The organism is Kitasatospora sp. CB01950 (assembly GCF_001905465.1).
Classification (GTDB): Bacteria; Actinomycetota; Actinomycetes; order Streptomycetales; family Streptomycetaceae; genus Kitasatospora.
The window spans coordinates 21,954-45,104 of record NZ_LISX01000006.1 but is presented as its reverse complement, the minus strand read 5'-3'; the positions used below and the strand labels follow the sequence as shown (position 1 = coordinate 45,104).

The 23,151-nt window shown below is 74.5% G+C and carries 23 protein-coding genes; 12 read left to right on the top strand and 11 right to left on the bottom strand.

Annotation, left to right across the window (positions count from 1 at the left end; translation table 11 throughout):
* Nucleotides 1-11: 11 nt before the first annotated feature.
* Both AMK19_RS17090 and AMK19_RS17085 read left to right on the top strand, forming a co-directional pair.
* A complete protein-coding gene (locus AMK19_RS17090; RefSeq protein ID WP_073812596.1) occupies nt 12-1,013 on the top strand; it encodes an LLM class F420-dependent oxidoreductase in 1,002 nt (333 codons plus the stop codon).
* Between the two features lie 64 nt (nt 1,014-1,077).
* Nucleotides 1,078-2,151, top strand: a complete 1,074-nt coding sequence (locus AMK19_RS17085; protein WP_073812595.1) for an LLM class flavin-dependent oxidoreductase — start codon at nt 1,078-1,080, stop codon at nt 2,149-2,151.
* Between the two features lie 405 nt (nt 2,152-2,556).
* Here AMK19_RS17085 and AMK19_RS38090 read toward each other — a convergent pair whose 3' ends face one another.
* Nucleotides 2,557-3,015, bottom strand: coding sequence for an ATP-binding protein (locus AMK19_RS38090; protein WP_073812593.1), 459 nt, complete (start codon nt 3,013-3,015; stop codon nt 2,557-2,559).
* A 212-nt stretch (nt 3,016-3,227) separates the two neighbouring features.
* Between AMK19_RS38090 and AMK19_RS17075 the strand changes: the two genes are divergently transcribed.
* Both AMK19_RS17075 and AMK19_RS17070 read left to right on the top strand, forming a co-directional pair.
* A complete protein-coding gene (locus tag AMK19_RS17075) occupies nt 3,228-4,100 on the top strand; it encodes a helix-turn-helix domain-containing protein (RefSeq protein ID WP_073812591.1) in 873 nt (290 codons plus the stop codon).
* A gap of 2 nt (nt 4,101-4,102) precedes the next feature.
* On the top strand, nt 4,103-4,333 hold the full coding sequence (locus AMK19_RS17070) for a DUF397 domain-containing protein (RefSeq protein WP_338015793.1): 231 nt from the start codon (nt 4,103-4,105) through the stop codon (nt 4,331-4,333).
* An 83-nt stretch (nt 4,334-4,416) separates the two neighbouring features.
* Here AMK19_RS17070 and AMK19_RS17065 read toward each other — a convergent pair whose 3' ends face one another.
* From AMK19_RS17065 to AMK19_RS17055, 3 genes are all read right to left on the bottom strand, one after another.
* The gene (locus AMK19_RS17065) at nt 4,417-6,534 is read right to left on the bottom strand and encodes an MMPL family transporter (protein ID WP_073812588.1); all 2,118 of its coding nucleotides are present in this window, start codon (nt 6,532-6,534) and stop codon (nt 4,417-4,419) included.
* Nucleotides 6,531-7,478, bottom strand: a complete 948-nt coding sequence (gene sigJ / locus AMK19_RS17060) for an RNA polymerase sigma factor SigJ (RefSeq protein ID WP_073812586.1) — start codon at nt 7,476-7,478, stop codon at nt 6,531-6,533. Before sigJ ends, AMK19_RS17065 begins: the two co-directional genes overlap by 4 nt.
* Nucleotides 7,479-7,565: 87 nt before the next feature.
* Nucleotides 7,566-8,099, bottom strand: a complete 534-nt coding sequence (locus AMK19_RS17055; protein WP_073812584.1) for an AAA family ATPase — start codon at nt 8,097-8,099, stop codon at nt 7,566-7,568.
* A gap of 221 nt (nt 8,100-8,320) precedes the next feature.
* On the opposite strand from AMK19_RS17055, the gene AMK19_RS36010 reads away from it, so the two are divergent.
* The 5 genes from AMK19_RS36010 to AMK19_RS17030 all read left to right on the top strand — a co-directional run bounded on the left by AMK19_RS36010 (nt 8,321) and on the right by AMK19_RS17030 (nt 12,663).
* Nucleotides 8,321-10,570, top strand: a complete 2,250-nt coding sequence (locus AMK19_RS36010) for a hypothetical protein (protein ID WP_158071916.1) — start codon at nt 8,321-8,323, stop codon at nt 10,568-10,570.
* Nucleotides 10,571-10,576: 6 nt separating this feature from the next.
* Nucleotides 10,577-11,008, top strand: coding sequence for a hypothetical protein (locus AMK19_RS17045; protein WP_143200244.1), 432 nt, complete (start codon nt 10,577-10,579; stop codon nt 11,006-11,008).
* A complete protein-coding gene (locus AMK19_RS17040) occupies nt 10,965-11,501 on the top strand; it encodes a GNAT family N-acetyltransferase (protein WP_073812581.1) in 537 nt (178 codons plus the stop codon). Before AMK19_RS17045 ends, AMK19_RS17040 begins: the two co-directional genes overlap by 44 nt.
* Nucleotides 11,502-11,910: 409 nt before the next feature.
* A complete protein-coding gene (locus AMK19_RS17035) occupies nt 11,911-12,168 on the top strand; it encodes a hypothetical protein (protein WP_073812579.1) in 258 nt (85 codons plus the stop codon).
* Nucleotides 12,169-12,171: 3 nt separating this feature from the next.
* Nucleotides 12,172-12,663 (top strand): acyl-CoA thioesterase, encoded by a 492-nt coding sequence (locus AMK19_RS17030; protein ID WP_073812577.1) that lies wholly within the window; start codon nt 12,172-12,174, stop codon nt 12,661-12,663.
* 400 nt (nt 12,664-13,063) lie between these two features.
* Here AMK19_RS17030 and AMK19_RS36005 read toward each other — a convergent pair whose 3' ends face one another.
* From AMK19_RS36005 to AMK19_RS17010, 3 genes are all read right to left on the bottom strand, one after another.
* On the bottom strand, nt 13,064-14,431 hold the full coding sequence (locus AMK19_RS36005; RefSeq protein ID WP_158071915.1) for a hypothetical protein: 1,368 nt from the start codon (nt 14,429-14,431) through the stop codon (nt 13,064-13,066).
* Nucleotides 14,432-14,569: 138 nt separating this feature from the next.
* The gene (locus tag AMK19_RS17015) at nt 14,570-15,052 is read right to left on the bottom strand and encodes an SsgA family sporulation/cell division regulator (RefSeq protein ID WP_143200242.1); all 483 of its coding nucleotides are present in this window, start codon (nt 15,050-15,052) and stop codon (nt 14,570-14,572) included.
* A 459-nt stretch (nt 15,053-15,511) separates the two neighbouring features.
* Nucleotides 15,512-16,606: a hypothetical protein gene (locus AMK19_RS17010; protein ID WP_073812571.1), complete on the bottom strand. Its 1,095-nt coding sequence runs from the start codon at nt 16,604-16,606 to the stop codon at nt 15,512-15,514.
* A gap of 221 nt (nt 16,607-16,827) precedes the next feature.
* On the opposite strand from AMK19_RS17010, the gene AMK19_RS17005 reads away from it, so the two are divergent.
* Nucleotides 16,828-17,496, top strand: a complete 669-nt coding sequence (locus tag AMK19_RS17005) for a DUF4241 domain-containing protein (protein WP_073812569.1) — start codon at nt 16,828-16,830, stop codon at nt 17,494-17,496.
* Between the two features lie 8 nt (nt 17,497-17,504).
* Here AMK19_RS17005 and AMK19_RS17000 read toward each other — a convergent pair whose 3' ends face one another.
* From AMK19_RS17000 to AMK19_RS16985, 4 genes are all read right to left on the bottom strand, one after another.
* Entirely contained in the window at nt 17,505-18,137 is a 633-nt protein-coding gene (locus tag AMK19_RS17000; RefSeq protein WP_073812567.1) for a DJ-1/PfpI family protein, read from the bottom strand.
* Nucleotides 18,138-18,202: 65 nt separating this feature from the next.
* A complete protein-coding gene (locus tag AMK19_RS16995) occupies nt 18,203-19,141 on the bottom strand; it encodes a GlxA family transcriptional regulator (RefSeq protein WP_073812566.1) in 939 nt (312 codons plus the stop codon).
* A gap of 91 nt (nt 19,142-19,232) precedes the next feature.
* Complete coding sequence (locus AMK19_RS16990) at nt 19,233-19,595, bottom strand: VOC family protein (RefSeq protein WP_073812564.1); 363 nt, start codon at nt 19,593-19,595, stop codon at nt 19,233-19,235.
* Between the two features lie 62 nt (nt 19,596-19,657).
* Nucleotides 19,658-20,770: a hypothetical protein gene (locus tag AMK19_RS16985; RefSeq protein WP_073812563.1), complete on the bottom strand. Its 1,113-nt coding sequence runs from the start codon at nt 20,768-20,770 to the stop codon at nt 19,658-19,660.
* Nucleotides 20,771-20,929: 159 nt separating this feature from the next.
* On the opposite strand from AMK19_RS16985, the gene AMK19_RS16980 reads away from it, so the two are divergent.
* Together AMK19_RS16980 and AMK19_RS16975 are read left to right on the top strand one after the other, a co-directional pair.
* Nucleotides 20,930-21,514, top strand: coding sequence for a TetR/AcrR family transcriptional regulator (locus AMK19_RS16980; protein WP_073812561.1), 585 nt, complete (start codon nt 20,930-20,932; stop codon nt 21,512-21,514).
* Between the two features lie 396 nt (nt 21,515-21,910).
* Entirely contained in the window at nt 21,911-23,149 is a 1,239-nt protein-coding gene (locus AMK19_RS16975) for a hypothetical protein (protein WP_073812560.1), read from the top strand.
* Nucleotides 23,150-23,151: the final 2 nt, after the last annotated feature.

Below are 23,151 nucleotides of genomic sequence, written 5' to 3'. Positions count from 1 at the left end.
GGCTCTTTCCCATGGCGCTTCAGCAGTCACCGCCCGCCTGGGGCATCACCCTGCCGCTGCCGGGTCTCACCATCGACCGCCACCGCTTCCTGGTCGAGCGGCTGCCGGAACTCGGCTACGGCGACGTGTGGAGCGCGGAGGGCGGCGGCACCGACGCCTTCACCCCGCTCGCCGCCACCGCCGCCTGGTCGCCGCACCTGCGGATCGCCACCGGCATCGTCCCCGTCCACACCCGGGGGCCCGCCGTACTCGCCCAGACCGCCGCGACGCTCGCCCAACTCGCCCCCGGACGCGTGCTGTTGGGCATCGGAGCATCCGTTCCCGCGCACGTCACCGACATCAACGGCATCCCGTTCGACGAGCCGTTCAAGCGCACCCGCGACGTGCTGCGCTTCCTCACCGCCGCGCTGCGCGGAGAGCACGTGGCGGGCGACTTCGACACCTTCTCCATCACCGGCTACCGCCTGCCGCACCCGCCCGCCGAACCGGTCAAGGTCATCCTCGGCGCGCTGCGGCCCGGCATGCTGCGGCTCGGGTTCACCGAAGGCGACGGCGCCATCACCAACCTGCTCGCCGCCCACGACCTGCCGAAGGTGCTCGACACCGTCGGGCCGCAGCCGCCCGGCAAGGAACTCGTCGTCAAGGTGTTCGTCTGCCCCACCGAGGACGCCGCGTACGCGCACCGCGCCAGCCGGCCGTTCCTCGCCTGGATCCTCAACCGCGAGCCCTACCGCAAGTTCCACGAGTGGCTCGGCAACGGCGAGTTGCTCGCCGAGACCCACAAGCGGTGGGCCGACGGCGACCACGAGGGCGCGCAGCGCGCCCTGCCCGACGAGGTCGTCAACGCGCTGTTCGTCAGCGGCTCGCCCGAGGAGTGCCGCGAACAGATCCTGCGCTACCAGCAGCCCGGCGTCACCGCCATCCAGCTGTACGTCTCACTGCCGCCCGAGGTGTTCGCCAGCCGCACCCGGCTGCTCGACACCCTCGCCCGGCTCGGGCCCGCCGCCCGGTGAGCAACTGTCTTGTGGCGGGCCGCAGTTCGGCGGCCCGCCCGCCACCGTGACCAGGAGACCCCTGATGGAACTCGAACTGCGTGGCGGCGTCCGCGCCGCCCCCGTCCTCGGCGACAACCCCGCCGAACGGCAGGCCCTGCGCTGGGCACCCGACCCGCGCGAACGCACCGCCGATCCCGTCCATATCGCCGATTCCGCGCGGGAGTTGGAGGAGGACGGGCTCGACAGCGCACTCGTCGTCCAGTCCTCCTCCTGGCCCGACCCGTGGCTGGTGGCCGGCTGGGCGCTCGCCGCCACCAGCCGGCTGCGGATCGCCGCCGCGCACCGCATCGGCACCAACTCGCCGTCCGTGGCGGCCCGTTCGCTCGCCACCCTGGACCGGCTCTCCGGCGGGCGGATCAGCGCACACGTGATCATCGGCTCCAGCGACGCGGACGTCGCCCGGGACGGCGACACCCTCGCCAAGGCGGAACGCTACCGGCGGGCCGAGGAGTACCTCGCGGTCCTCACCCGGTACCTCGCCACCGGGACCGACCTCGACCACCACGGCGAGTACTACACCCTGCGCGCCGCCAGATCCGGCCTGCGGCCCGCGCCCGACAGCGAGTTGATCTCCTTCGGGGGGGCCTCGGCGCAGGGCGTCGAACTCGCCGCGAGGTATGCACAGGTGTACGCCGTGCCCCCGCGCCCGCTCCCCGACACCCGGCTGCGGATCGCCGAAGCCCGCGCCGCCGCCGCCCGCCACGGGCGCAGCCTGCGCATCTGGCGGCACGTCACGGTCGTGCTCGCCGGGACGGACACGGACGCGCAGGTGAAACTTCGCCGGCTGCGACGGGACGCGATACGGCTGGCCACCGGGCCCGACGCCGACCGGCACCTGGACGCCGTGGCCCTCGACCGCGACCGCGAGCGGGGCATCACCGGCCCCGACCAGATCGCCGCCTACGTCCGCCGCAACCTCGCCAACGCGTACACCGGCTCGCCCGCGAGCGTCGCCGCCCGCATCCACCTGCTCCGCACTGCGGGCGTCGACATCGTGCAGCTCGACCTGGCGACGGAGACGGACGAAGACCGCGACCTGCGACGCCAGCTGGTCGCCCACCTGCGCAACGCGGCGCCACTGCGGTGGGCCTGGTGAGACTGCCCTGCGGGCGGCGTTCGGGTACTGGGCGGCGGCTGGGCGACAGCGCCCTGCGGGCGGTGCACAGGGGGCGGATTGCGGGAAGGACGCCGCCTGCGGCGGGGGAGTGCCCGGCGGGCGGCGTTGAGAGGGGCGGGGGCCGGGGGGCCGCCTGCGGCGGGCCTGGGGAGGGTGTCGCGGGTGGCTTCGTGGGGTGGGGTCGGGGGCGTGCGCGTGGGCGAGGTGGGGAGCGCGCTGCGGGCGGCTTCGGCGTCTTGTACAGGGAAGTTGGCCGGGAGCGCCCTGCGGGCGGCCACGGAGGGCGGATCGGGGGAGGGAGGCCGCCTGCGGCGGGCTGGGGGAGTGCCCTGCGGGCGGCGTTGGGGCCTTGTTCGGCGGGAGCGCGCTGCGGCGGGTCCGGGGTCAGGTGGTGGGGAGGGTGCAGGTGATGTGTTTGCCGAGGGGGGTGGGGGTGACTGTCCAGCCGGGGGCCAGGGCGTCGAGGATCCAGAGGCCGCGGCCGGTGGCGGCGCGGGGGTTGTTGGGGGGTTCGGTGGAGCGGGTGGGGAGGGTGGTGGGTTCGGGGTCGTGGACCTGGACGACGACCTGGTGTCGGGTGGTGGTCAGCAGGACGACGACCGGCGCGTGGGGGCCGCACAGGCGTACCGCGTTGCCGACGAGCTCGCTCGCCACCAGCCGGGCGGCGTCGGCGACGTCCTCGGGGGCCCCGGCGGAGGTGACGGCCTTGAAGACGAACGCCCGCATGGCGACCAGGTGTTCGGCACTGGCGTACATGTGCAGGACGAAACCGTCGGGTCGCGGTGAGAGGTAGAACCCGCGGGCGGCTGTCTCGGGTGGTGCGGGGGCAAGGACTTCGGGCATGGTGGCTCCCGGGCGGCAGAGCAAGCCGCCGGCCGCAGGGGTGGGGCTCGCGCAAGGCGGGCAGAGAACGGTGCCACGAGACGCGACCGGGCGGTCACGTCGTGCTACCGCGAGTCAGCATGCCGCCCAGGTCCTTGCTCGGGCAATATGCCCAAGCGGATTTCCCCCGATCAGGTTGCTGCGTGGTAGAGGCGCGGTGTTGACTGACGCCCATGGCGAAGCGGAACCCGGCCCCGAAGTCTGTGTATCGACGTCAGCTCGCGTCCAGACTGAAGGAGTTGAGGGACAGCCGGGAGCTGACGCTGACCCAGGTGGCCGAGGTGGTGGAGGTCAACCAGAGTTCGCTGAGCCGGATCGAGACCGGCGACCGGGGCACCACCCCGCTGCTCGTGAAGGCGCTGCTGGACTGCTACCAGGTCACCGACCCGGCGGAGCGGGCCGACATCCTCGACCTGGTCCGGGCGGACCAGGCGCAGCGCCAGCAGTGGTGGAAGAAGTACTCGGTGGTCATCAACGCGACCCCGTACGGCGGTTATCTGACGCTGGAGTCGAGTGCGACCAGCCTGCGGTCGTACGAACCGCAGTTGATGCCGGGGCTGTTGCAGACCGAGGACTACGCGCGGCGGGTGATCACCGAGATGCGGGTGGATCTGACGGCCAAACAGGTCGACGCGCTGGTGACGGTGCGGATGGAGCGGCAGGCGAAGGTGCTGGGCCGGGCGGACGCCCCGAAGCTGTGGGCGGTGATCGACGAGGCCGCGATACGGCGGATCGGCAGCAACCAAACTGTTCTGAAAGGGCAGTTAAAGCACTTGCTGGAGGTCTCGCCGCGTCCGGGCCTCACTCTTCAATTGCTGCCGTTCTCCACCGGATTCCATCCCGGACTGTACGGATCGTTCGTGCTCATGGGATTTCCGGATGCAAATCCGGACGTCGTGTGGGTGGAGAATGGCCCCAACTCGGTGTACTTCGAGGGATCCGAGGATGTGGAGCGCTACACCGAGGTCTTCGACCACCTGCGGGCCCGTGCCCTCGGCCCACCCGAGACCCGCAGCCAGATCAGCAAGATCATCAAGGAGCTGTGAAAGTGAGCACCACCAAGCCCGTCCCCGCCGAACTCGATTTCTCGGCTGTCGTTTGGGAGAAGTCCCCGTTCAGCGGGGGCCACGACAACTGCGTCGAGTTCGGGGTGGTCGGCGCGTTCATCGCCGTCCGTGACTCCAAGCGGCCGGAGCAGACGCCGCTCGTCTACACCCGCGACGAGATCCGGGCCATGGTTCAGGGCGCGAAGGCAGGCGCCTTCGACCACCTGGTCTGACCGCTGTAGCACTGCCCGAAGCCAACGGCCCCGCCGGCCGCACCACACTCAGGTGCGCCCGGCGGGGCTGTTTTGACGGACCGTCAGGTCACTCGTAGTGGTGAAGTTTCCGACCGGGCCGAGGTGGGCGGTTCGGTGGAGCGGGCCGGCCACCAGAGGCGGGGGCCGGTGTCGAGGGCGAGGGCCGTGACGAGGACCGAGCGGACCAGCAGGGTGTCGAGGAGGACGCCGAAGGCGACGGTGAAGCCGAGCTCGGCGGCGAAGACGAGCGGGAGCGAGGCCATCGCGGCGAAGGTGCCGGCCAGGACCAGGCCGGCGGAGGTGATGACGCCACCGGTGGCGGTGAGCGCGGTCCGGGCCGCGCGGCGGGTGCCCAGGGTGCGGGCGTCCTCGCGGACGCGAGTGACCAGGAAGATGTTGTAGTCGACGCCGAGCGCGACCAGGAAGACGAACACCAGCAGCGGGAACGAGGCGTCCGTCCCGGCGAAGTGGAACAGGTGGCGGAAGACCAGGGCGGAGACCCCGAGCGCCGCGCCGAAGGACAGCACCACGGTGCCGATCAGCAGCAGCGGGGTGACCGCCGAGCGGAGCAGCACGGCGAGGATCAGCAGCACCGTCAGCAGCACCACCGGGATGATCACCGCGTCGTCGCGGGAGGCCGCGTCGCGGGTGTCGAGGGCGATCGCGGTGGTCCCGCCGACCAGCGCGTCCGCGCCCGGCACGGCGTGCACGGCGGTGCGGGCGAGCGAGACGGTGCGCATCGCGTCCCGGCTGCTCGGATCGGCGGAGAGCTCGGCCGTGAAGAGGATCTGACCATTCGTCAGGAGCGGTTCGCCGAGGGCGAGTACGCCCGGGACGGAGGCGAGGGCCGTGCGGACGGGCCCGGCGGCGTCGGCCCGGGCCACCACGTACAGCGGGTCGCCCGCGCCGGCCGGGAAGTGCGCGGCCTGGATCTGCTTGCCGACAGCCGTCTGCGGGTGCCCGGTGAACTGCTCGGTGTCGGCGAGGCCGTCCGCGCGCAGCGCGAAGCAGCCGAGGGCGAGCGCGCCGAGGGCGAGCGCGGTGCCGATCCAGAGGGTGCGCGGGCGACGGGCGATCGCGTCGCCGAGGCGGGTCCAGATCCGGCCGCCGTCCGGCGCGGCCACGCCGTACTCGGGGCGGCGCGGCCAGAACGCGCGGCGGCCGCAGACCACCAGCAGGGCGGGCATCAGCGTGAGCATCGCCAGCCAGCCCACCAGGACGCCGATCGCGCAGGCCGGGCCCATGCCGCGGGTGGAGTTGAGCTCGGCCAGGGTCAGCAGCAGCAGCCCGGCCGCGACGGTCGCCGCCGAGGCGGTGATCGCCGGGGCGCAGCGGCGCAGCGCCCGCGCCATCGCCTCGTGCGGGTCCTGACGGGTCGCCAACTCCTCCCGGTAGCGGGCGATCAGCAGCAGCGCGTAGTCGGTGGCCGCGCCGAACACCAGCACCACCAGGATGAACCCGGTCTGCTTGTTGACGACCAGCCCCGCGTACCGGGCCAGCAGGAACACCGCCGCCTCCGCGACCGCCAGCGCCCCGCCGACGGTGACCAGCGACAGCAGCGGCAGCCACGGACTGCGGTAGGTGAGCAGCAGGATCAGCACCACCACGACCGCGGTGATCGTGGTCAGGCTGCCGCCCGCGCCGAATGCCTTGATCGAGTCGGACGCGTACCCGGCGGGCCCGGTGACGTGGAACCCGAGGCCGTCCGAGTGCGCCCCGCCGTCCGCGTGCGCCGCGCCGATCGCGGTCAACGCGTCCACGCTGTGGCCGAGGCCCTCCCAGCCGTCCTTGCCCTTGCGGAGCTGGACGACGGTCTGCAGCGCCTTCCCGTCCGGCGACGCCACCGGCCCCCGCACGGCGCCGACCACCGCCTCGACGGAGCCGAACGCCGTCGCATCGGCCCGGGCTTTCGTCAGATCGGCCGACGTGATGCCGGTCGGACGGTCGTACAGGACGATCGCCGGGACGGTGTCCGCCGCCCCGAGCGCGGCGGCCCGCTCCACCACGGCGGTGGACTCCGCCCCACCCGGCAGCCACGCCGCGTTGTCGTTCTGCTCCACCTCGCCCAACCGCCCCGCCAGCAGCAGCGCAGGGACCAGCAGCAGCGCCCACAGCGCCAGCACCGCCCAGCTGCCGCGCCGGCCGGCCGGCACCGTCGCCCAGGAAGCCCACCCGTTCACGCCAGACCCCCGAGCTTGTCCGGGTTCGACACCGCGTAGATGCCGGAGATCCGGTCGCCGTCCGGCACCAGGTCCAGCACCAGCACCGCGAACGCCCGGCCGAACGCCGAAAGCACCACCGCCGGCGCGCCGTTGACGCTCCGCCACTCGACGTCCAGCCCGCGACCGGTCTTCGGCGCCAGACCCGCCAGCAGCCGCGCCACCTTGCTCCGGCCGGTGAGCGGACGCAGCCCCCCGGGCGCCTTCCCGCCGCCGTCGCCCCACAGCGTCACGTCCGGTGACAGCAGCTCCAGCAGCGCCGCCAGATCACCGCCGAGCGCCGCCGCCAGGAAACGCTCCGTCACCTGCCGCCGCACCGCCGGCTCCGGCTCGTACCGGGGCCGCCTCGCCCGCACGTGCTCCCGCGCCCGCTTCGTCAACTGCCGCACCGCCGCCGGGCTCCGGCCCAGAATTCCGGCGATCTCCGCGCCGCTGTACCCGAACACCTCGTGCAGCACGAACGCGCTGCGCTCCAACGGCGACAGCGTCTCCAGCACCACCAGCAGCGCCAGCGACACCGACTCGGCGCGCTCCACCTGCGCCGGCCCGTCCCCGCCCGCCGCCGGCTCCGCCAACGGACCCACCAGCGGCTCCGGCAGCCACGGCCCCACGTACGTCTCGCGCCGCCGGCTCACCGCCGCCTGCTGTGCCAGCGCCCGGTTCACCGCCACCCGCACCAGGTACGCCTTCGGATGCTCCACCGGCCCCGCCGCCGCATCCGCGCGCCGCGCCGCCCAGGCCAGCCAGGTGTCCTGCAGCACGTCCTCGGTGTCGGCGACGCTGCCCAGCAGGTTGTAGACCAGCGAGAACAGCAGCTCCCGGTGGTCTGCGTACTCCCGCGTGGCGGTCTCCCGCACGGTCTCCCGCGCGGCGTCGTGCTCGGCGGCGGTCTGCTCCCCGGTCATCCTGGGTGTCCTCTCTGGCGGTCGTGTCGGAGGTGAGAGGAGTTCCGGGCCGGGAAAGTGACACGGCGGCTGGCAGTGTGAGCCGGCTCACAGTGCGAGATGGGCCAGCAGCAGGTCGGCGAGCAGCGCGGGCGTGCACCCGCCGTCCAGGAACACGGTCTCCGGCGGCATCTCGGCCTCCGCCGCCCGGCACTCGGCGATCCGCGACCGGCACCAGGCCCGCACCTTCTCGTCCCGCGCCGGATCGTCCGGGGTGAAGCTCCGCCCGTCGATCCGGGCCGTCAGTACCTCCTCGGGCACCCGTAGGAAGAAGTGCCGCGCCGGGACGCCCGCCGCCGCCAGCCCGCCGAACACCTCCGCCAGGTACGCCGGCCGCACCAGCGTCATCGGCACCAGCACCGGACGCCCGTACTCGGCCACCAACCCCGTTGCCAGCGACACCACTTGACGCCGCCACAACGGCAGGTCCTGGAAGTCCCCGGACGGCTCCGGCACCACCTGCCGCAGCAGGAACCCGACCTCCTCCGGATCGAACACCAGCGCCTCGGGCAGCCGCCCGCGCACCTCCTCGACCAGCGTCGTCTTCCCGCTGCCGAACGCGCCGTTCACCCAGACGATCATGCCGCTCCTCCGCTCCGTACCGTCCCCGCTCCCCGTCACCACGCTCCCGACCACCCGCCGGGTTCCGGCCCCGGACCGGACGTACCCGCACCTCCAGTAGGCTGACCGCCGCCGGAGATGGACGGGGGACGGGGCGCCGGCGGTCGCAACTGGGCCGGACGCGCCACCCGCCGTGGAGGGGGCCGGCGCACGGGGACGGACACGAAGGACAAGCGCGAACAGTGAACGGCGCAGCGATCAACGGCGGCGAGCAGGACCACGGACAGCACGTCTGGCGGTACGTCCTCGACGAGGGCTTCGATCCGGCCGGACGGTCCCCCGTCCACGCGGTGCAGGGCAGTTGGCCGCCCGGCCCCGACGCCGCCTACCGGCCGCACCCGCGCCACCGCCGCCCGCTCACCGACCCCGTCCCGGCCGACGCGCCGCCGCCCGGCCTGCCCCCGCTCGGGGCCGGCCGCCGGCCCGCCGGGCGCGCCCTGCTCGCCTGGCTGGAGGACACCCGCGGGCCGCGCCTGTGCCGCGTCGCCGGCTCCTCCGGCAGCGGCCGCACCCACCTGCTGACCTGGCTGGCCGCCGCCTGCTCGCCCGACCACCCCCGGCCCGGACGCCGCGTCCACGCCCTGTTGGACGTCGAGGGCCTCACCGTCCGCTCCGCCACCGCCCGGCTCGCCGACCTGCTCGGCCTCACCGCCGGCCACCCCGCCGACCTGCTCGAAGCCCTCCAGGACGGCACCCCGCGCACCGTCGTCGTCACCGACCTCGACCGGGCCGGCGGCCCCGGCCTGCCCGGCATGCCCGAACGGGTGGCCGCCGACCTGCTCGCCCCGCTGCTGTCGATCCCCTGGCTGCTGCTGGTCGTCGAAGCCGCCCACGGCTCCGCCGCCGACCTGCTCACCGCCGCCGCGCCCGGCGGCGCCGTCCTCGACCTCGACCAGCCGCAGTGGACCGACCCCGCCCAGTACGCCGCCTGGTGCGGCCGCCTGACCGGCCACCCGGTCGACCCCGCCGCCACCCACCCCAGCCCCGGCCTCGCCCAACTCGCCGCCCGCACCCCCGACGCCGCCCTCGACCCGGCCCGGACGCCCGCCGAACGCGCCATCGCCCTCGCCGACACCTGGTGGGCCGCCCTCCCCGACGCCGAACGCGGCGCGCTCACCGCGCTGTCCATCACCGACGGGCCGATCAGCACCGACCTGTGGGCCACCCTGCCCGGCGCGGGCGGCGAACAGACCGTCAAGTCCGCCGCCGACCTGCTCCCGCCGCCGCCCATGGCCGACCGCTGGCGGCTGCGCCCCGACGAGGTCGCCCACCGGGTCGCCGCCGACCGGCCGCCCGTCGACCACGGCAGCATGATGTGGCAGGTCGCCGGCGGCATCCCCGTCCGCGACGACGGCGGACCCGACCTCGCCGGCAGCGACCCCGAACGCCTCGCCCTGCTGCTGCGGCACGCCTCCGCCGCCGACCCCGCCTCGCCGATGCTGGACGAGCTGGACCTGCTGCTGCACGCCGAACCCGCCACCGTCACCGCCGCGTTCCAGCGCGCCGAGGACGCCGGCGCACCCGCCACCGCCCTCGCCGAGGCCTGGCGGCTCGCCGCACCCGACCGCGACGCCCTCGCCCGCCCCGCCGACCGGGCCGCGGTCCTGCACGCCTGGCTCACCGGCCGCGACGACGAGTCCGCCGCGCACTGCGCCTCCCTCGCCGCCGCCCGCTGGCGCACCGTGTGGAACCGGCCCTCCGCCGGCCCGTGCATGGTCGCGCTCGGCATCGGACCGCGCGCCGGGTCACTGCTGCTGTCCGACGGCTCGGCGCTGCACCTCGCCGACCCCGAATCCGGTGAACTCGCCCCCGTATCGGCCCCGTTGACCTCGGCCCACCCGCGCGCCCTGACCTGCACCCCGTTCGGCGGGGCCCTGCTGCTCGACGCCTCCGGCACGCTCGCCCCGATCACCCTGGACGGCGCGGTCGGCGCACCCCCCGGCACCCTCGACACCCTCGGCCCCTGCACCGCCGTCGCCGGCCACCACGACGCCCTGGTCCTCGGCCACCCCGACGGCCTCACCAGCCACGCCACCCTCTCCACCGGCATCACCCACCGCCCCGGGACGCCCCTGCACGACGGCCCCGTCACCGCGCTCGGCGTCACCGACGCGGACGGCGGCACCCTCGTCGTCAGCGGCGGCGAGGACGGCCGGGTCTGGACCTGGATGCCCGGCCGCCCCCCGCTGCCCGCCCCCGTCGACCGGCGCCCCCACCCCGTCACCGCCACCGCCCTCGGCGCCACCCCCGCCGGCCTGCTCCTCGCCGCCGCCTGGTCCGACGGCCTGCTCCGCCTCCGCCGCTGGGGCGAACGCCACCGCGGCGCCGACATCCGGCTCGGCGCCCCCATCCACTCCCTCGCCATCACCCCCGACGGCCTGATCGTCGTCGCCCTCCCCGAAGCCGTCCTCGCCCTCACCCTGGTCGGCTAGCCCGCCGTGATTCTTGAACGATTTCGCGGCGAGTTCCGCTGGTTGAGCTCGATCGTGCTGCGGACCGACCTGGTACCGGGCGAAGCGGTGATCCGGATCGAGTCGGCGAGCGCGACGGTGACCTTGCGGCTGGTGGGGATCGTCCACATCCGGGCCGAACTCTTCGACCCGGAACTCGCGCTCGTGGACGAGGTGGTCGTGCGGGAGCTGCCCCGGTGGGGCCCGTGGCCCGCCGAGGCCCGCCATCTGCTGGACCACCACAACAACCGCTGCGCGCTGCACTGGTTGACCGTCGTCGGCCCGAACGAGGTGGAGGTCCTCGCCGAAGACCTGAGCATTGATTGGACGTCAAATGTGCTTGCGGACAAGGAGGTTGATCGGATAGGAAGCTTGGATGCTTCGTGGCGAGAAGGTCGGGCTGAGGGCCCAGAGCGATGACGATCTGCCGGTGATCCAGCGTGAGCTGTCGAACGACGTGGAGGGGTCGTCGCGGGCCGAGGGCAGAGCCTGGCGGCCGGTGGCGGTGGGGAGCAAGGCGCGGCAGGCGCAGGAGGACGATCCGAAGAACGTGCAGTTCTCGGTGGTGGAACTGGAGCACGGCAGCCTGATCGGCGTGGCCAGCGTGTGGGGCATCGACACGCACAACCGGTCGGCGCACCTGGGGCTGGGGCTGCTGCCGGCGGCGCGGGGGAAGGGGTACGGCGTGGACGTGGTCGGGGCGCTGTGTCGGTACGGGTTCCTGGTGCGGGGGCTGCAGCGCCTGCAGGTGGACACGCTGGTGGACAACCACGCGATGATCCGGGCCGCCGAGCGGAACGGGTTCGTGGTCGAGGGGACGCTGCGGTCCGCGGCGTGGGTGATGGGCACGTTCATCGACGCGGCGCTGCTCGGTCTGCTGGCGCACGAGTGGACGCCGGCACCGCGGGGCTGAGGGGCCTGAGGGGCCTGAGGTCGGCTCCGCGGCCGGGTCGGCGGCCGGGTCGGCGGCCCCGGAGACCGAAAGGTCAGGGGTTCGGATGTGTGCATTCCATCCGTTGATGTGATCACCCTATGGTCGTGCGTTCCGGGTCGACACCGGGTGTCGGCCGCGTCCTCTGGGTTGGTGTACGTACGGTTCATCAGGTTGGCCACCGCTGAAACAGGGTCGGGTGGAGGGCTGTGTTGAAAGAGGCCGGGAACGCAGCGATCTTCAACCAAACACAGGGAGCCCCACCATGTCCGGCTGCGGGGGGACCGAGTTTGATCACCGGAAGGACCTTCGGCGTCAACGGATCCGCCTGTCCTTCCCCTCGGCGGATGAGGCCCTACACACATCAAGTCCGACAGGAAATGAGGAACCGATGACTGACTACCGTGGCGGGGTCGATCAGGTGGAGAAGGAGTGCGCCGCCCTCGCGGGCCTGCCCGCAAACCAGCGACTCACCGAACTCGAACACCTCTGCCGACGGACGGAGAAGATCCTCGGCCTCGCCGTCCTGGACACCGCGAGCGAGGTCTACGAGCAGGGCGACGACGCCGCGCTGCGCCGCTCCCCGTACGCCTACGGCTACCTGCGCCGCACTCTCGGCTTCGGAACCGAACACCGAACGGACGGCTGACCGTTGTACACCTACCTGTGCCGGACCCGCTGGGGCGACATGGACGCCTTCGGGCACATCAACAACCTGAAGGTGCTGCAGTACGTGCAGGAGGCCGTCTACTGCCTGCTGTACGACGAGAGCGAGGGTCAGGAACTGTTCGAGGACGGTTTCATGATCGCCCGTCATGAGATCGACTACCGCACGCCGCTCTACCACTGTCCCGCTTCGCTCCCCGTTCAGATCTGGGTGGAACGTCTCGGCAAGGCGTCCATCAGCACCGCCTGCGAGGCGCGCCGCGACGGCGAGCTGGTCTTCGAGGCCCGGACGGTCACCGTGCCGACCGACGCCGGGACCGGCCGCAGCCGGCCCCTTCGCGACGCGGAACGCCGACACCTGAACCGCTACCGGGTCCGCCCCATCGGCCCGCTCGCGACCGTCGCGCCCGCCGGCCGGGTCCCCGTCCCCACCACCGCCCGCCTCCGGGTCCCCGCGTTGGGCGGACGGGCTTCCTGACCAACCCCCGAGGAAGAAATGGGAGAACCCTTTCTGCTTCCTCGGGGCATGGCGCAGCGGGCCGGCCCCGGCCCCGGGCAGCACGCCCGACCGGAGCCGGCCCGGCCTCAGCGGGGCGTCGGACGGGTGTCGGCGGAGTACCGGACGGGCGGTCCGGCCTCGACGGCCGTCCCCACCGGCGTGCCGCGGCCGTCCGGCGGCGAGCTGCCCGGAGGGGGTGGCGGAGGGGGTGGCGGCGCGGCCCGGGAGAGGGGTGGCGACGCCAGGAGCGGGTAGAGCGAGGGATCGTTCATGGCACCATTGACCGCTCGACGGGCCCGCCCCACCGGGCGAACCGCCCGGCCGCTCACCCCGCCGGCCCCACCGCGGCCGGCCCAGCCGGTCTCGAAGCTGCCCGCCGCTATCCGCCCAGGCGGGCGAACCGGCCCTCCAGCCGGGACAGTTGCAGCGAGGTCGCCGGCGAGCGCAGAGCGTCCTGCCGCTCGCGGAAACTCGTGTACGCCCGCCGCGCCTGGTGGATGTTCCCGGCGTCCAGCTCCAGGTGGGCCAACTGGAGCAGCGACACCCCGATCGTGCGGTGCTCGCCCGCCGGCCGGGCCCGCAGCGAGGCCCGCAGATAGGACAGCGACAACTCGGTGGCCCGCAACGAGCGGTGGACCTGCGCGGCCTGGTACAGCAGCGCCGGCTCGGGGTACCGGTGCGGGCCGCCCTCCGTCGCCGACCGGGACGCCCACTGCTGGGCCGCCTCCAGGTGCCGCAGCGCCTCGTCGGACTGCCGCAGCCGGGCCGCCGCCACCGCCTGCTGCGCCAGCACGAACGCCCGCACCCCCGGCGCCGCGTCCGACGGCAGGTGCGCGGTGGCCGCGTCCGCCAGCCGGGACGCGTACGCCTGGTGCCCCAGCGCCCCCGCCTGGGTGCTCTGGTCGCGCAGCGCCATCGCCTGCGCCTGCCCGTCCTGCGCCTCCGCCGCCAGCCGGTACGCGAACCGGTAGTGCCGCTGCGCCTCGCCGTGTCGGTTGTCGTCGGTGTAGGTGCGGCCCACCAGGCGCACCAACTGGGAGGCGGCGACGAGGAGTTCGCGGTGCCGGAGGTCGCCGGAGAGGGAGGTCAGCCAGGGCAGCACGTGGTCGCGCAGGTAGCCGAGCAGCGGGCTGCGGGCGATCGCGCCGCCGTACCCGTCGTAGTGTCGCGACCCGAACGCCGTCATCTCCCGCACCGCCTCGACCTGCCGCGCCCCCACCCGCTCGGGCCCGGAGCGGCGCAGCACCGGCGCGAACCGGGTGGGCGGGACGGTGGGCGCCGGTGCGGCCGAGGCGGCCGGGGAGGCCGGGGAGGCCGGGGGGGAGGTGGGTGGGGAGGTGCGGGGGGCGGGCAGCAGGCGGATGCGGAACAGCGGAGGCTGAAACGTTTCGTCCGGGGAGTCGCCGGAATGCGGTCGGGCGTGCAGCCGGCGCAGCGCCGCCAGCGCGTCCGTCGGCTCCGGGTCGGCCTCCTCACCGGTGGCGGTCTCGGTGGGTGGCAGGCCGAGTTCGGTGCGCGAGACCGGACGGCCCAGACGCCGGGCGAACGCCTCCTCCAGCAGCTGCGGGCCCGGGTGCCGAGGCTGGGTGCCCGACAGCCAGTGCGCGACGGTGGTCCGGTCGTAGCCGACGCTGAACCCGCTCTCCCGGGCCACCTTCTGCAGGGCCGCCGCCAGGGCGGGGCCGTTCCATCCGGCCTCCGACATGCAGGCGCGCAGCGCGACATTCGGTCCACGGACGTGCGGCATCGACAACTCCTCGGGCAGACCGCCGAGAGGCCGGCCCCCGGTTCGACGGGCGGCATCGGCGGTGAGTACCGGTAACGCCCCCTGTTCAACGCGCGGGAGCGGAAATCGGTGCGGCGCGGCCGGGACGGGACGCGCTCCTCACTCCGGGTGCGGCAGGTCGCGGCGGGCCGGGCGGTCGTCCAGCAGGTGGCGCAGCAGCGCACCGGTGTCCAGGTGCCGGTGCTCGGTGCCCGGCGGCACCACCCGGTGGGTCAGCCGCAGGAAGTCGCGGACGGGCGCGCGCGGGGTGTGCAGGACGGCGGTGTGGCCGGGCGTGGTGAGGGCGATGGCCAGCAGCTCCGGGTCGGTGGCGGAGCGGCGGACCGTCACGTCGCCGATCCCGGCCGAGCCCTCCAGCCCCTGGGCGAGCAGCTCGCGGCCGAACAGCCAGGTGATCGGCTCGTCCAGGTCGACGTGGCAGTCCAGATGCACCGCGTACGGGTCGGCCCGGTGGTACCGCAGCCGTGCCGGCACCGCGACCTCCAGCCCCGGGCACGGGGACACGATGACGTCCAGCAGCAGGACGCAGTCCGGGTCGTCCGCGTGCCGGCGCCACATGCCGGGCGTGGTCTGACGAGTCACCGGGTCTCCTTCGGGGGAACGGTCTCGGTCCGGGATGAGGGTGAGGGTGAGGGTGAGGGGGCAGTGCGGTCGGCGAAGCGGGGCGGGGCGGTCAGGCGGGCCCACTCCCGGTCGCCGAGGCCTGGCACGGTACGACCCGACCGGTGCCAGATGGTCACCAGCCCGGCGTAGATGGGCGCGTGCTGAATCGTTTCGTCGCGGACGCCCGTCGGGGCCCAGGGGTCGGCATTCATGTCCGGGGATAACGACCGAACCCGGGGGCGGTCACGGCACTCGTCGCCCCGGCGCGACATGGGGGCGCGGATCAGCCACCGCGCGCCGATCGGTTCGTCCCGCGCTGGGCAGGCAGAAGTGCGCCGCCCGGGTCGCGGAACGCGCCGGTCCGGCGCGCGGCGGGCCGGCGGACGGAGCGCGATGGGACCGAGCCCGGTGGGACGGAGAGCGGTGGGCGGCGGGCGGTCAGGCGGAGGCGTATGTCGCGGCGACGGCGCGGGCGTGGTCGAAGGCGCGCACGGGGTGCGGGGTGGCGGTCCACGGGTGGGCGCCGCACCAGGGGCCGAGCTCGCGGAACTGCTCCAGGGCCAGGTCGGGCTGCCGGGAGACCAGCGCGAAGTGCGCCAGCAGGTGCCGCAGCAGCGGGAGTTGGTCGTTCGGCGGCGGGACGGCGGCCAGCGCGGACGCCACCGCAGGCAGTAGTTCGCGCAGCCGGCGTGCGTCGGGCAGGCCGAGCGGGCCGTGCCGCTGCTCGAGTTCGGCCAGCGCCTGGAGGTACAGCCCGGGCAGCACGGAGCCCGGCGGCGCGGTGCGGACCGCCCGTTCGGCGAAGCGCAGCATCAGCGCGTCGCTGCCGTGCCACCTGGCGCACCAGTACCGCATCGCCTGCCAGTGGCCGGCCACGTGGTGCGGCGCGCGGGCCGTCAACTCCTCCCACAGCGGCCGGAACTGCCGGCGGGTGAGCGGGACGCCGCGGGCCGTGGTGAGCAGCACCACCCACGGCCCGGGGTCGCGAGGGTCCAGTTCGGCGGCCCGGCGGGCGGCCGTGTTCGCTTCGGCCAGCAGCGCCTTGAAGGCGGCCGCCCGCTCGGCCGGGGCCACCTGCGGGTCGGCGCCGTCGCGGACCTCCCAGGCCCGCTGCGCCAGCAGCCGGGCGTGCACGGTGGCGGCGGCGCACGCCTCGGCGCCGGACTCCTGCCAGGCGGTGAGCCAGGCGTCGCGCGCGGCGGCCACCTGGGTCAGGAAGTCCAGCCGCGACCAGCGTTCGTCCCAGTCGTCCCCGGCCGCCGTCACGTACGCGGCGGCGGCCCGCCAGCCGCCGGCCAGGCAGGAGTCGGCGAGCGCCTCCAGTTCCTTGCGCCGCAGCAGCGGCAGCGGCGGCCCCGCACGTCCCGGGTCCAGCTCCGCGCTCGGCGTCAGCCCGTACCGGGCCGGGTCGAACCCGGCGGGGGTGGCGACCACCGGCGGCGGCACCGCAGCCGGCGCGGTGCCGCCGTTCCACCGCCGGCGGGTCAGCAGCGAGAGCAGCACGGCGATACCGAACACCAGGGCGGGGGTCATGGTCAGAATGATCTCCCACCGCAGGGGGCCGCGACCACGCGCCTCCGGGCCCGGTACGGTTGGGCGTTCCGGGGTCGGGCCGAGCCGGGCGTTCCGGGGTCGGGTCGAGCCGGGTGGGGGCGGGCGGCTACCGTGGAGGGCCGCGCGCGGCTGGTGCACGTCCGAACTGCCCGTCGCCGCAAGGCCAGTGAGTGACGACAGCGAAGAGAGCGAGCCCTCCGATGCCCCTTGCGGCCCCCGATGTCGCGCGGCTGTTCACGCCGGGCAGCCGGCACGACTGCGGGGACGGGCGCACGGCCACCGTGTTCGCGCTGCCCGAAGCGGAACTGGCGCTTCCCACCGGGCGGTTGGTGGCGTGCGACCCGGTGGCCGGACTCGCCGACGAGAACGAGCCGTTCCTCGCCGCGGCACCCCCGGGCCGCTACCCGGTGGTGCTCGCCGTGGCCGAGGTGGGCAACGCGTACGGCCCCGGCTCCTCCGACACCCGGATCGCCGCCGCGATGCTGCGGATCGCCGACCGGCCCGCGGTGCGCTGGCAACCGGCGCTGAGCGAAGGCCAGGACCACGGCCGGCTCGGCGCGGGCGACTTCTTCGGCTACGGCGTGGACGCGGGCACCGGCTGCTTCCTGGACGCCTCCGCCGTCGGCCCGATCGGCGAGCTGGTCGAACGTGACGCCGACCCGGTCATCGACGCCGTCCACGACGCCCGCCACCGCCCGGCCACCGTCACCGACCCCGCCAGCGGCCACAGCATGGTGGCCTTCACCACCGGCTGGGGCGACGGCCACTACCCGACCTGGGTCGGGTACGCCGCCGACGGCCGGCTGGTGGGCTTCGTCAGCGAGTTCTTCGTCGTCCGGCAGCCCGGGCGGGGCCCCGCCGGGGGGTGACGCGGGTGTCAGCGCCGGGCGGTGAACCCGGCGCGGACGGCCTCGACCACCGCGGGCGGCGCGGTCTTCGGGGACCCTGCGGTGTAGGGCGGCTGCGGGTCGTACTCGGTCAGCAGCTGGATGCCCTGGGCGGTCTCGGGGTCGCAGATCCGGCCGACCAGGTGCAGGCCCAGGTCGATGCCGGACGAGACGCCCGCCGCAGTCGCGTACTTGCCGTCGAACACCACCCGCTCGTCCACCGGCTCGGCCCCGAACGAGGCCAGCGCCTGCGGCACGAACCAGTGGGTGGTGGCGCGGCGACCGGTGAGCAGCCCCGCCGCCGCCAGCAGCACCGAACCGGTGCAGACCGAGGTGGTCCAGGTGGTGGTGGCGTCGATCGCGCGCAGCCAGTCGAGCACCTCGGGGTTCTCCTGCTGCGCCACCGAGCCCGGGCCGCCCGGGACGAGCAGCAGATCGGCGGAGTCGACCTCGTCGAGGGCGGCGTCGGCGGTGAGCGCGAGGCTGCCCATGTCGGCCCGGACCGGCCCGCGCCGGGCGGCGGTGAACACCACCTCGGCGCCCGGCATCCGGCCCAGGATCTCGTACGGGCCGACGGCGTCCAGCGAGGTGAAACGGTCGTAGAGCAGGATGGCGATCTTCATCGGGGTGCCTCTCCGGCGGTTCGTCACGATCGGTCGGGGTTTGCTGAGGTCGGGGCTCGCTGAGGTCAGGGCCTGCTGCGGAAACGTCGTCGGTAGTCGATCGGGCTGACGGCCAGCGTGCGGGCGAAGGCGCGACGCATCGCCTCCGGGGTGCCGTAGCCGCTGCGGCGGGCGACCTGCTCGATGCCCTCGTCGCCGTCCTCCAGCCGGCGGCGGGCCGCCTCCAGCCGCACGCCGTCCACGTAGCGGCCGGGGGTGGTGCCGGTCTCGGCGGCGAACGCCCGGGTGAACTGGCGCGGCGACAGCGAGGCCCGGCGGGCCAGCGCCTCGACGGACAGGTCGGCGTCCGGGTGCTCGGTGATCCAGCGCTGTACGTCGCGCAGCGGTCTGCGGACGGCGAGCTGGGCGGACAGCTGGGTGGAGAACTGGGCCTGGCCGCCCGGGCGGCGCAGGAACATCACCAGGTGCCGGGCGATGCCGAGGGCGAGCTCCCGGCCGTGGTCCTCCTCGACCAGGGCGAGCGCCAGGTCGATGCCCGCCGTCACCCCGGCGGAGGTGATCACCCGCCCGTCGCGGACGTGGATCGGGTCGGGGTCGACGGTGACGTCCGGGTACCGGTGGGCCAGCGCCTCGCACATCGACCAGTGCGTGGTGGCCCGCCGCCCGGCCAGCAGCCCCGCCTCGGCGAGCAGGAACGCGCCGGTGCAGACCGATGTCACGCGTTCGGCGCCCTTCGCCAACTCGCCGATCCGAGCGACGAGTTCGGGATCGGGCTGCCGGGTGCCCGGGCCGCCGGGGACGATCAGGGTGTGCGGCGGTCCGGCGTCCGCGAGGTCCTCGTCCGGCAGCAGGCCCAGCCCGCTGCCGGTCCGCACCGGGAGCCCGCCCGGCGAGGCGGTGCGGATCCGGTAGCGGGCCGAGGCCGCGAGCACCTCCAGCGGGCCGGTGACGTCCAGGCTCTGCACGCCGTCGAAGAGCACGATGAGCACGCTGTGATCGGCCATGCGACCAGCCTCGCAGCGGCCCGCGATGGCAGCAATGACGGATGCCCCACCTTTTCCGCCATCGCGGGCCCGGCGAACGTGCGGCGGGCCGTCAGGCGGGGTCGTGGCAGAGGCAGAACGGGTGGCCGGCCGGGTCGAACAGGACCCGGACGTGGGGCTGCGGCTGGTGCTCGGCGAGCGTCGCACCGAGGGCGAGGGCCTCGGCGACGGCGGCGTCGAGATCGCCGACCTGAAAGTCGAGGTGCATCATCGGGCGCTGCCGCCCCTCGACCGGGGGCCAGACCGGGCGACGGTAGCCGTCGGCCTGCTGGAACACCAGGAACGGGCCCTGCGGGGACGCGGCGACGACGGCGGTGCCGGGTTCCTCGTGGCCCAGATGCCAGTCGAGCAGGGCGACGTAGAACCTGGCGAGGGCGGCGGGATCGGGGGCCTCGACGGTGGTGCCCCACCACATGCCGGCCGTACGGGATTTCCTGGCGCGAGCGTCCCGCGCGGCGCCGACAGGCGGCCGAGGACTCAGTGGCGGTCGCGGCCCTTCTCGTTGGCGTTGGCGTTGGCGCGGGCTTGGGCGCGGGCTTGGGCGCGGGCTTGGGCGTGGGCGGTTTCGCGGTCGCGGCCGTGGGCGGCGAGGGCGTGGAAGGCGGCCTTGGGCTCCCACGGCAGGCCGGGGTGAGTGGCGGAGGGGCGGCCGGGCGGGAGCGGGCGGACGATGCCGAAGGACGCGCGGTCGAAGTCCCGGTCCGGGTCGTCGGAGCCGGGCAGGTGATAGTGGGCGAAGGTCTGCACGAACGCGGCGTCCAGGCCGGAGTCCTCGAAGATCGCGAGCAGGTCGAGCAGGTAGGCGGCCTGCTCCTGCTCGTCGCGGACGAGCAGCTCGGCGAGTCGGAGGGCGTGGCCGTGCTCGTCGAAGACCACGGCGCGGTCGCCGCGGGCGCCGAGTGCGGCGGCGCCGGTGAAGCTCCCGCAGCCGAACTCGGTGACGGCGGCGGGCCGGCCCAGGCCGGTGAGGGCGCGCAGGCCCGGGGCGAGCTGCTCGGCGTTGGTGGCGTCGCGGTAGCCCGCGTCGGTGGCGACCACGTCGAACGCGGTCCAGTCGATGCCCTCGAACGGCAGCGAGGCGTAGCCGATCCGCCCGCCGAAGAGCGGCCTGACCGCAGCCAGGACGCGGGCCAGGAAGGCGTTCAGGGTGCGGTGCAGTTCGGGCAGCAGGGCGCGGAAACGGTCCTGGTCGGCGAGGACGGCGGCGCGGGCGAGAAAGTCGTCGCCGGGCAGGAAGCCGTCCGTGAACAGCGAGATCTCGGAGCCGGTGAGCAGCACCACCTCGGCGCCGGCGGCCCGCAGCTTCTCGGCGCGGCCGGCGCAGTCGACCAGCAGGTCGAACAGCTGCGGCTGGGTGAGCCCGTTGGTGAACGGCGAGAACCAGACCTCCAGGCCGGCGTCGGCGGCGAACCGGGCGGCGACCTCCAGCCGGTCCGGCTCGGCGCCGGTGATGCGCACCGCGTCGCAGTGCAGTTCCTGACGGATCACCAGCATCTCGCGGCGGACCGTCTCGGGGTCGAAGGGTTCCCGGGTGGTGACGCGGGCGGTGCTGCGGAAACCGGTGTCGTAGGTGATGCCGAAAACGCGCACGGCGAAGCCGTCCTCTCCTCGCGAATTAGGGTACTGGTCGTACCTTAACTCTGATGGGGTACGGCCGGTACCTTCTTTCGGCCGGGACGTACCATTCGCACGGAGACGGGCCGACCGGCGGACCGGCGGACCGGCAGACGATCAGCGGGAGGTGGGCAGGTGGCAGCGACCAGACGGCGCGGCGCCGAACTCGAGGACGCGATCCTCACCGCCGCCGGCGAACTCCTCCTCGAACAGGGCGTCGCCGGACTCACCATGGACGAGGTTGCCCGCCGCGCCGGCACCAACAAGAACGCCCTGTACCGGCGTTGGCCCCACCGCACCGCCCTCGGCATCGCCGCCTACCGCCGACTCGCCGCCGCCGAAACCCGGCCGCCCGACACCGGCAGCCTCCGCGAAGACGCCCTCGACCTGCTGCGCCGCGCCAACCGCACGTGGTCCTCCCCGTACGGCGAGATCCTCCGCGGCCTCCTCGCGGCAGTCGGCGGCGCCCCCGAACTCCTCGCCGAACTCCGCGACCCCGACCGCCCCGACCCCCTCGACGAAGCCTGGCTCGCCGTCCTCACCCGCGCCACCGCCCGAGGCGAGGCCCCCGCCGCCGCCCTCCACCCCCGCGTCGCCGCCACCCCCATGGCACTCCTCCGCACCGAGTACCTCCTCCGCGGCATCCCGGCCGTCCCCGACCAGGTCCTGGTGGAAATCGTCGACGAGGTCTTCCTCCCCCTGGTCCGCGGCCGCACCTGACGCCCTGACGGGCGGACAGTCGGACGTAGGGCGGTTGGAGGAAGCGTGTCGGGCTGCGCCCGGGCGCTGGTGCGGTGCGGACGCGGGCGGGGGATTGCCTCGCGGTCGCGCCCGAAACACCCTGAAGGGGCGGACAGCCGTACGTATGGGGGAAGTTGGGCGTTCGGAGGCAACACGTCGGGCTGCGCCCGGACGCGGGGCGGCGGGTTGCCTCGCGGTCGTGCCCGAGCGCCTCGCGGGCGGGCATCCGGGCGCAGGGCGGGAGTTGGGCGGTCTGGGAGGGTGCGCGGCTGCGCCCTGGCGCGGGCGTGTGGAGCCGGGGTGTCCGAGCGGCTGGGGCTGTGGGCAGGGAAAGCCGGTCGCGGAGGGTGGCGCGGGCGGGCATTCTAGGCGGTTGTGAGCGATCAGGATGGCGAATCCGCCGAATACGCGCCCGCCGACACGCTGCTCGGGCTGGTCGAACGCGGGCGCGGGGCAGGCCGGTTGTGGGCGAGGGAGGACCCGGAGGCGGGGGCCGCGGCCGTGCTGGAGTGTCTGCGGAGGGAGACCCGGTACGACCGGCAGTGCGATGCCCGACATGACTACCACGCCCAACTCGTACGGGAGTTGGGCTTGCCGATCGACCTGTTGCGGCAGCAGGCCGAGGGCGAGGACGAGTACGAGCGTGCCCGGGAGGCGCTGGCGGCCCTCGCGCTGAGCGGGTCGGTGGAGGCGCGGGAGGTGTTGCGGCGGGCTGTGCGGCGCGGCCCGTGGTGGCAGGACGTGCTGGACACCGTCGCGGATCGCTGGCCGGTGCCCTGGTGGGACGACCTCGCCGAGGACGCGCTGCGCCGGCTCGGCGGGGCCGAGCCCGAGTATCCGGACAGTGAACCCTGGTTGCGCTGGCGGGAGTCGAGGCCTGCGAGACCGCGACGAGCGGCTGTGCGGCACGTGGAGGCGCTCGCCCCGAGCAATGCCCGGTTGCTCGCCGTGCTGGCCGACGGCGGCAGCTCCCGGTCCGAACGGACGGCGGCCGTGATCACCCTGGTCGGCCGCCCACCGCTTCCGGAACTCCTGCCGCTGGTGCCGGAGTTGTGGACCGGCGAGCCCGCCGAGCCGGGTGAGCGGCCGTTGCCGCAGCTGCTCCGCGCGGTGGACCGTCTCGGGCCCCTCGCGGTGGAGGACGCCCGCAGGTGGGCCTCCGGCGATCGTCCCTGGCTGGCCCAGTTCGGTGCGAGCGTCCTGGCGAGGCATGGCGAGCTGCGCGATCTCCCGCTGCTGGTAGGGGAGTTGGAGCGCCAGTGGGCGGCGGGGGAGTGGTGCGGGCCGGACCGCCTTGCGGACGGCGTGGCCCGGTTCGGACCGGCCGCCGGCGAGGCCGTGCCCGTGCTGCGCCGGTTCTGGGAGCACACGCCGCACTCGTACGAACGGCCCTCGTATCTCAGGGCGTTGGCGGCGATTCGGCCCGGGGCGATGGGGGCGGAGGTGACCGAGTCGCTCTGGGACTGCGAGGAGGACGCCCGGCTGTTCGCTGTCGAGCATGCGCCCGAGGGGGCCCAACTGCACAGGCGACTCGAAGAGTTGCGGGGGAGTGCGGTCGAGTCCGGGGAGGTGCGGGCTGCGGCCGGGCGGCGGTCGGGGTGCGGAAACCGTTGACG

Bases quoted from the DNA above. Each gene is read 5' to 3' on its own strand.
- AMK19_RS16995 (WP_073812566.1), bottom strand. From the start codon at position 19,141: ATGGCCGATCACAGCGTGCTCATCGTGCTCTTCGACGGCGTGCAGAGC.
- sigJ (WP_073812586.1), bottom strand. From the start codon at position 7,478: ATGACCGGGGAGCAGACCGCCGCCGAGCACGACGCCGCGCGGGAGACC.
- AMK19_RS17055 (WP_073812584.1), bottom strand. From the start codon at position 8,099: ATGATCGTCTGGGTGAACGGCGCGTTCGGCAGCGGGAAGACGACGCTG.
- AMK19_RS17085 (WP_073812595.1), top strand. From the start codon at position 1,078: ATGGAACTCGAACTGCGTGGCGGCGTCCGCGCCGCCCCCGTCCTCGGC.
- AMK19_RS38090 (WP_073812593.1), bottom strand. From the start codon at position 3,015: ATGCCCGAAGTCCTTGCCCCCGCACCACCCGAGACAGCCGCCCGCGGG.
- AMK19_RS17035 (WP_073812579.1), top strand. From the start codon at position 11,911: ATGACTGACTACCGTGGCGGGGTCGATCAGGTGGAGAAGGAGTGCGCC.
- AMK19_RS17000 (WP_073812567.1), bottom strand. From the start codon at position 18,137: ATGAAGATCGCCATCCTGCTCTACGACCGTTTCACCTCGCTGGACGCC.
- AMK19_RS17075 (WP_073812591.1), top strand. From the start codon at position 3,228: ATGGCGAAGCGGAACCCGGCCCCGAAGTCTGTGTATCGACGTCAGCTC.
- AMK19_RS17005 (WP_073812569.1), top strand. From the start codon at position 16,828: ATGCCCCTTGCGGCCCCCGATGTCGCGCGGCTGTTCACGCCGGGCAGC.
- AMK19_RS17090 (WP_073812596.1), top strand. From the start codon at position 12: ATGGCGCTTCAGCAGTCACCGCCCGCCTGGGGCATCACCCTGCCGCTG.
- AMK19_RS16990 (WP_073812564.1), bottom strand. From the start codon at position 19,595: ATGTGGTGGGGCACCACCGTCGAGGCCCCCGATCCCGCCGCCCTCGCC.
- AMK19_RS36005 (WP_158071915.1), bottom strand. From the start codon at position 14,431: ATGCCGCACGTCCGTGGACCGAATGTCGCGCTGCGCGCCTGCATGTCG.
- AMK19_RS17040 (WP_073812581.1), top strand. From the start codon at position 10,965: ATGCTTCGTGGCGAGAAGGTCGGGCTGAGGGCCCAGAGCGATGACGAT.
- AMK19_RS17010 (WP_073812571.1), bottom strand. From the start codon at position 16,606: ATGACCCCCGCCCTGGTGTTCGGTATCGCCGTGCTGCTCTCGCTGCTG.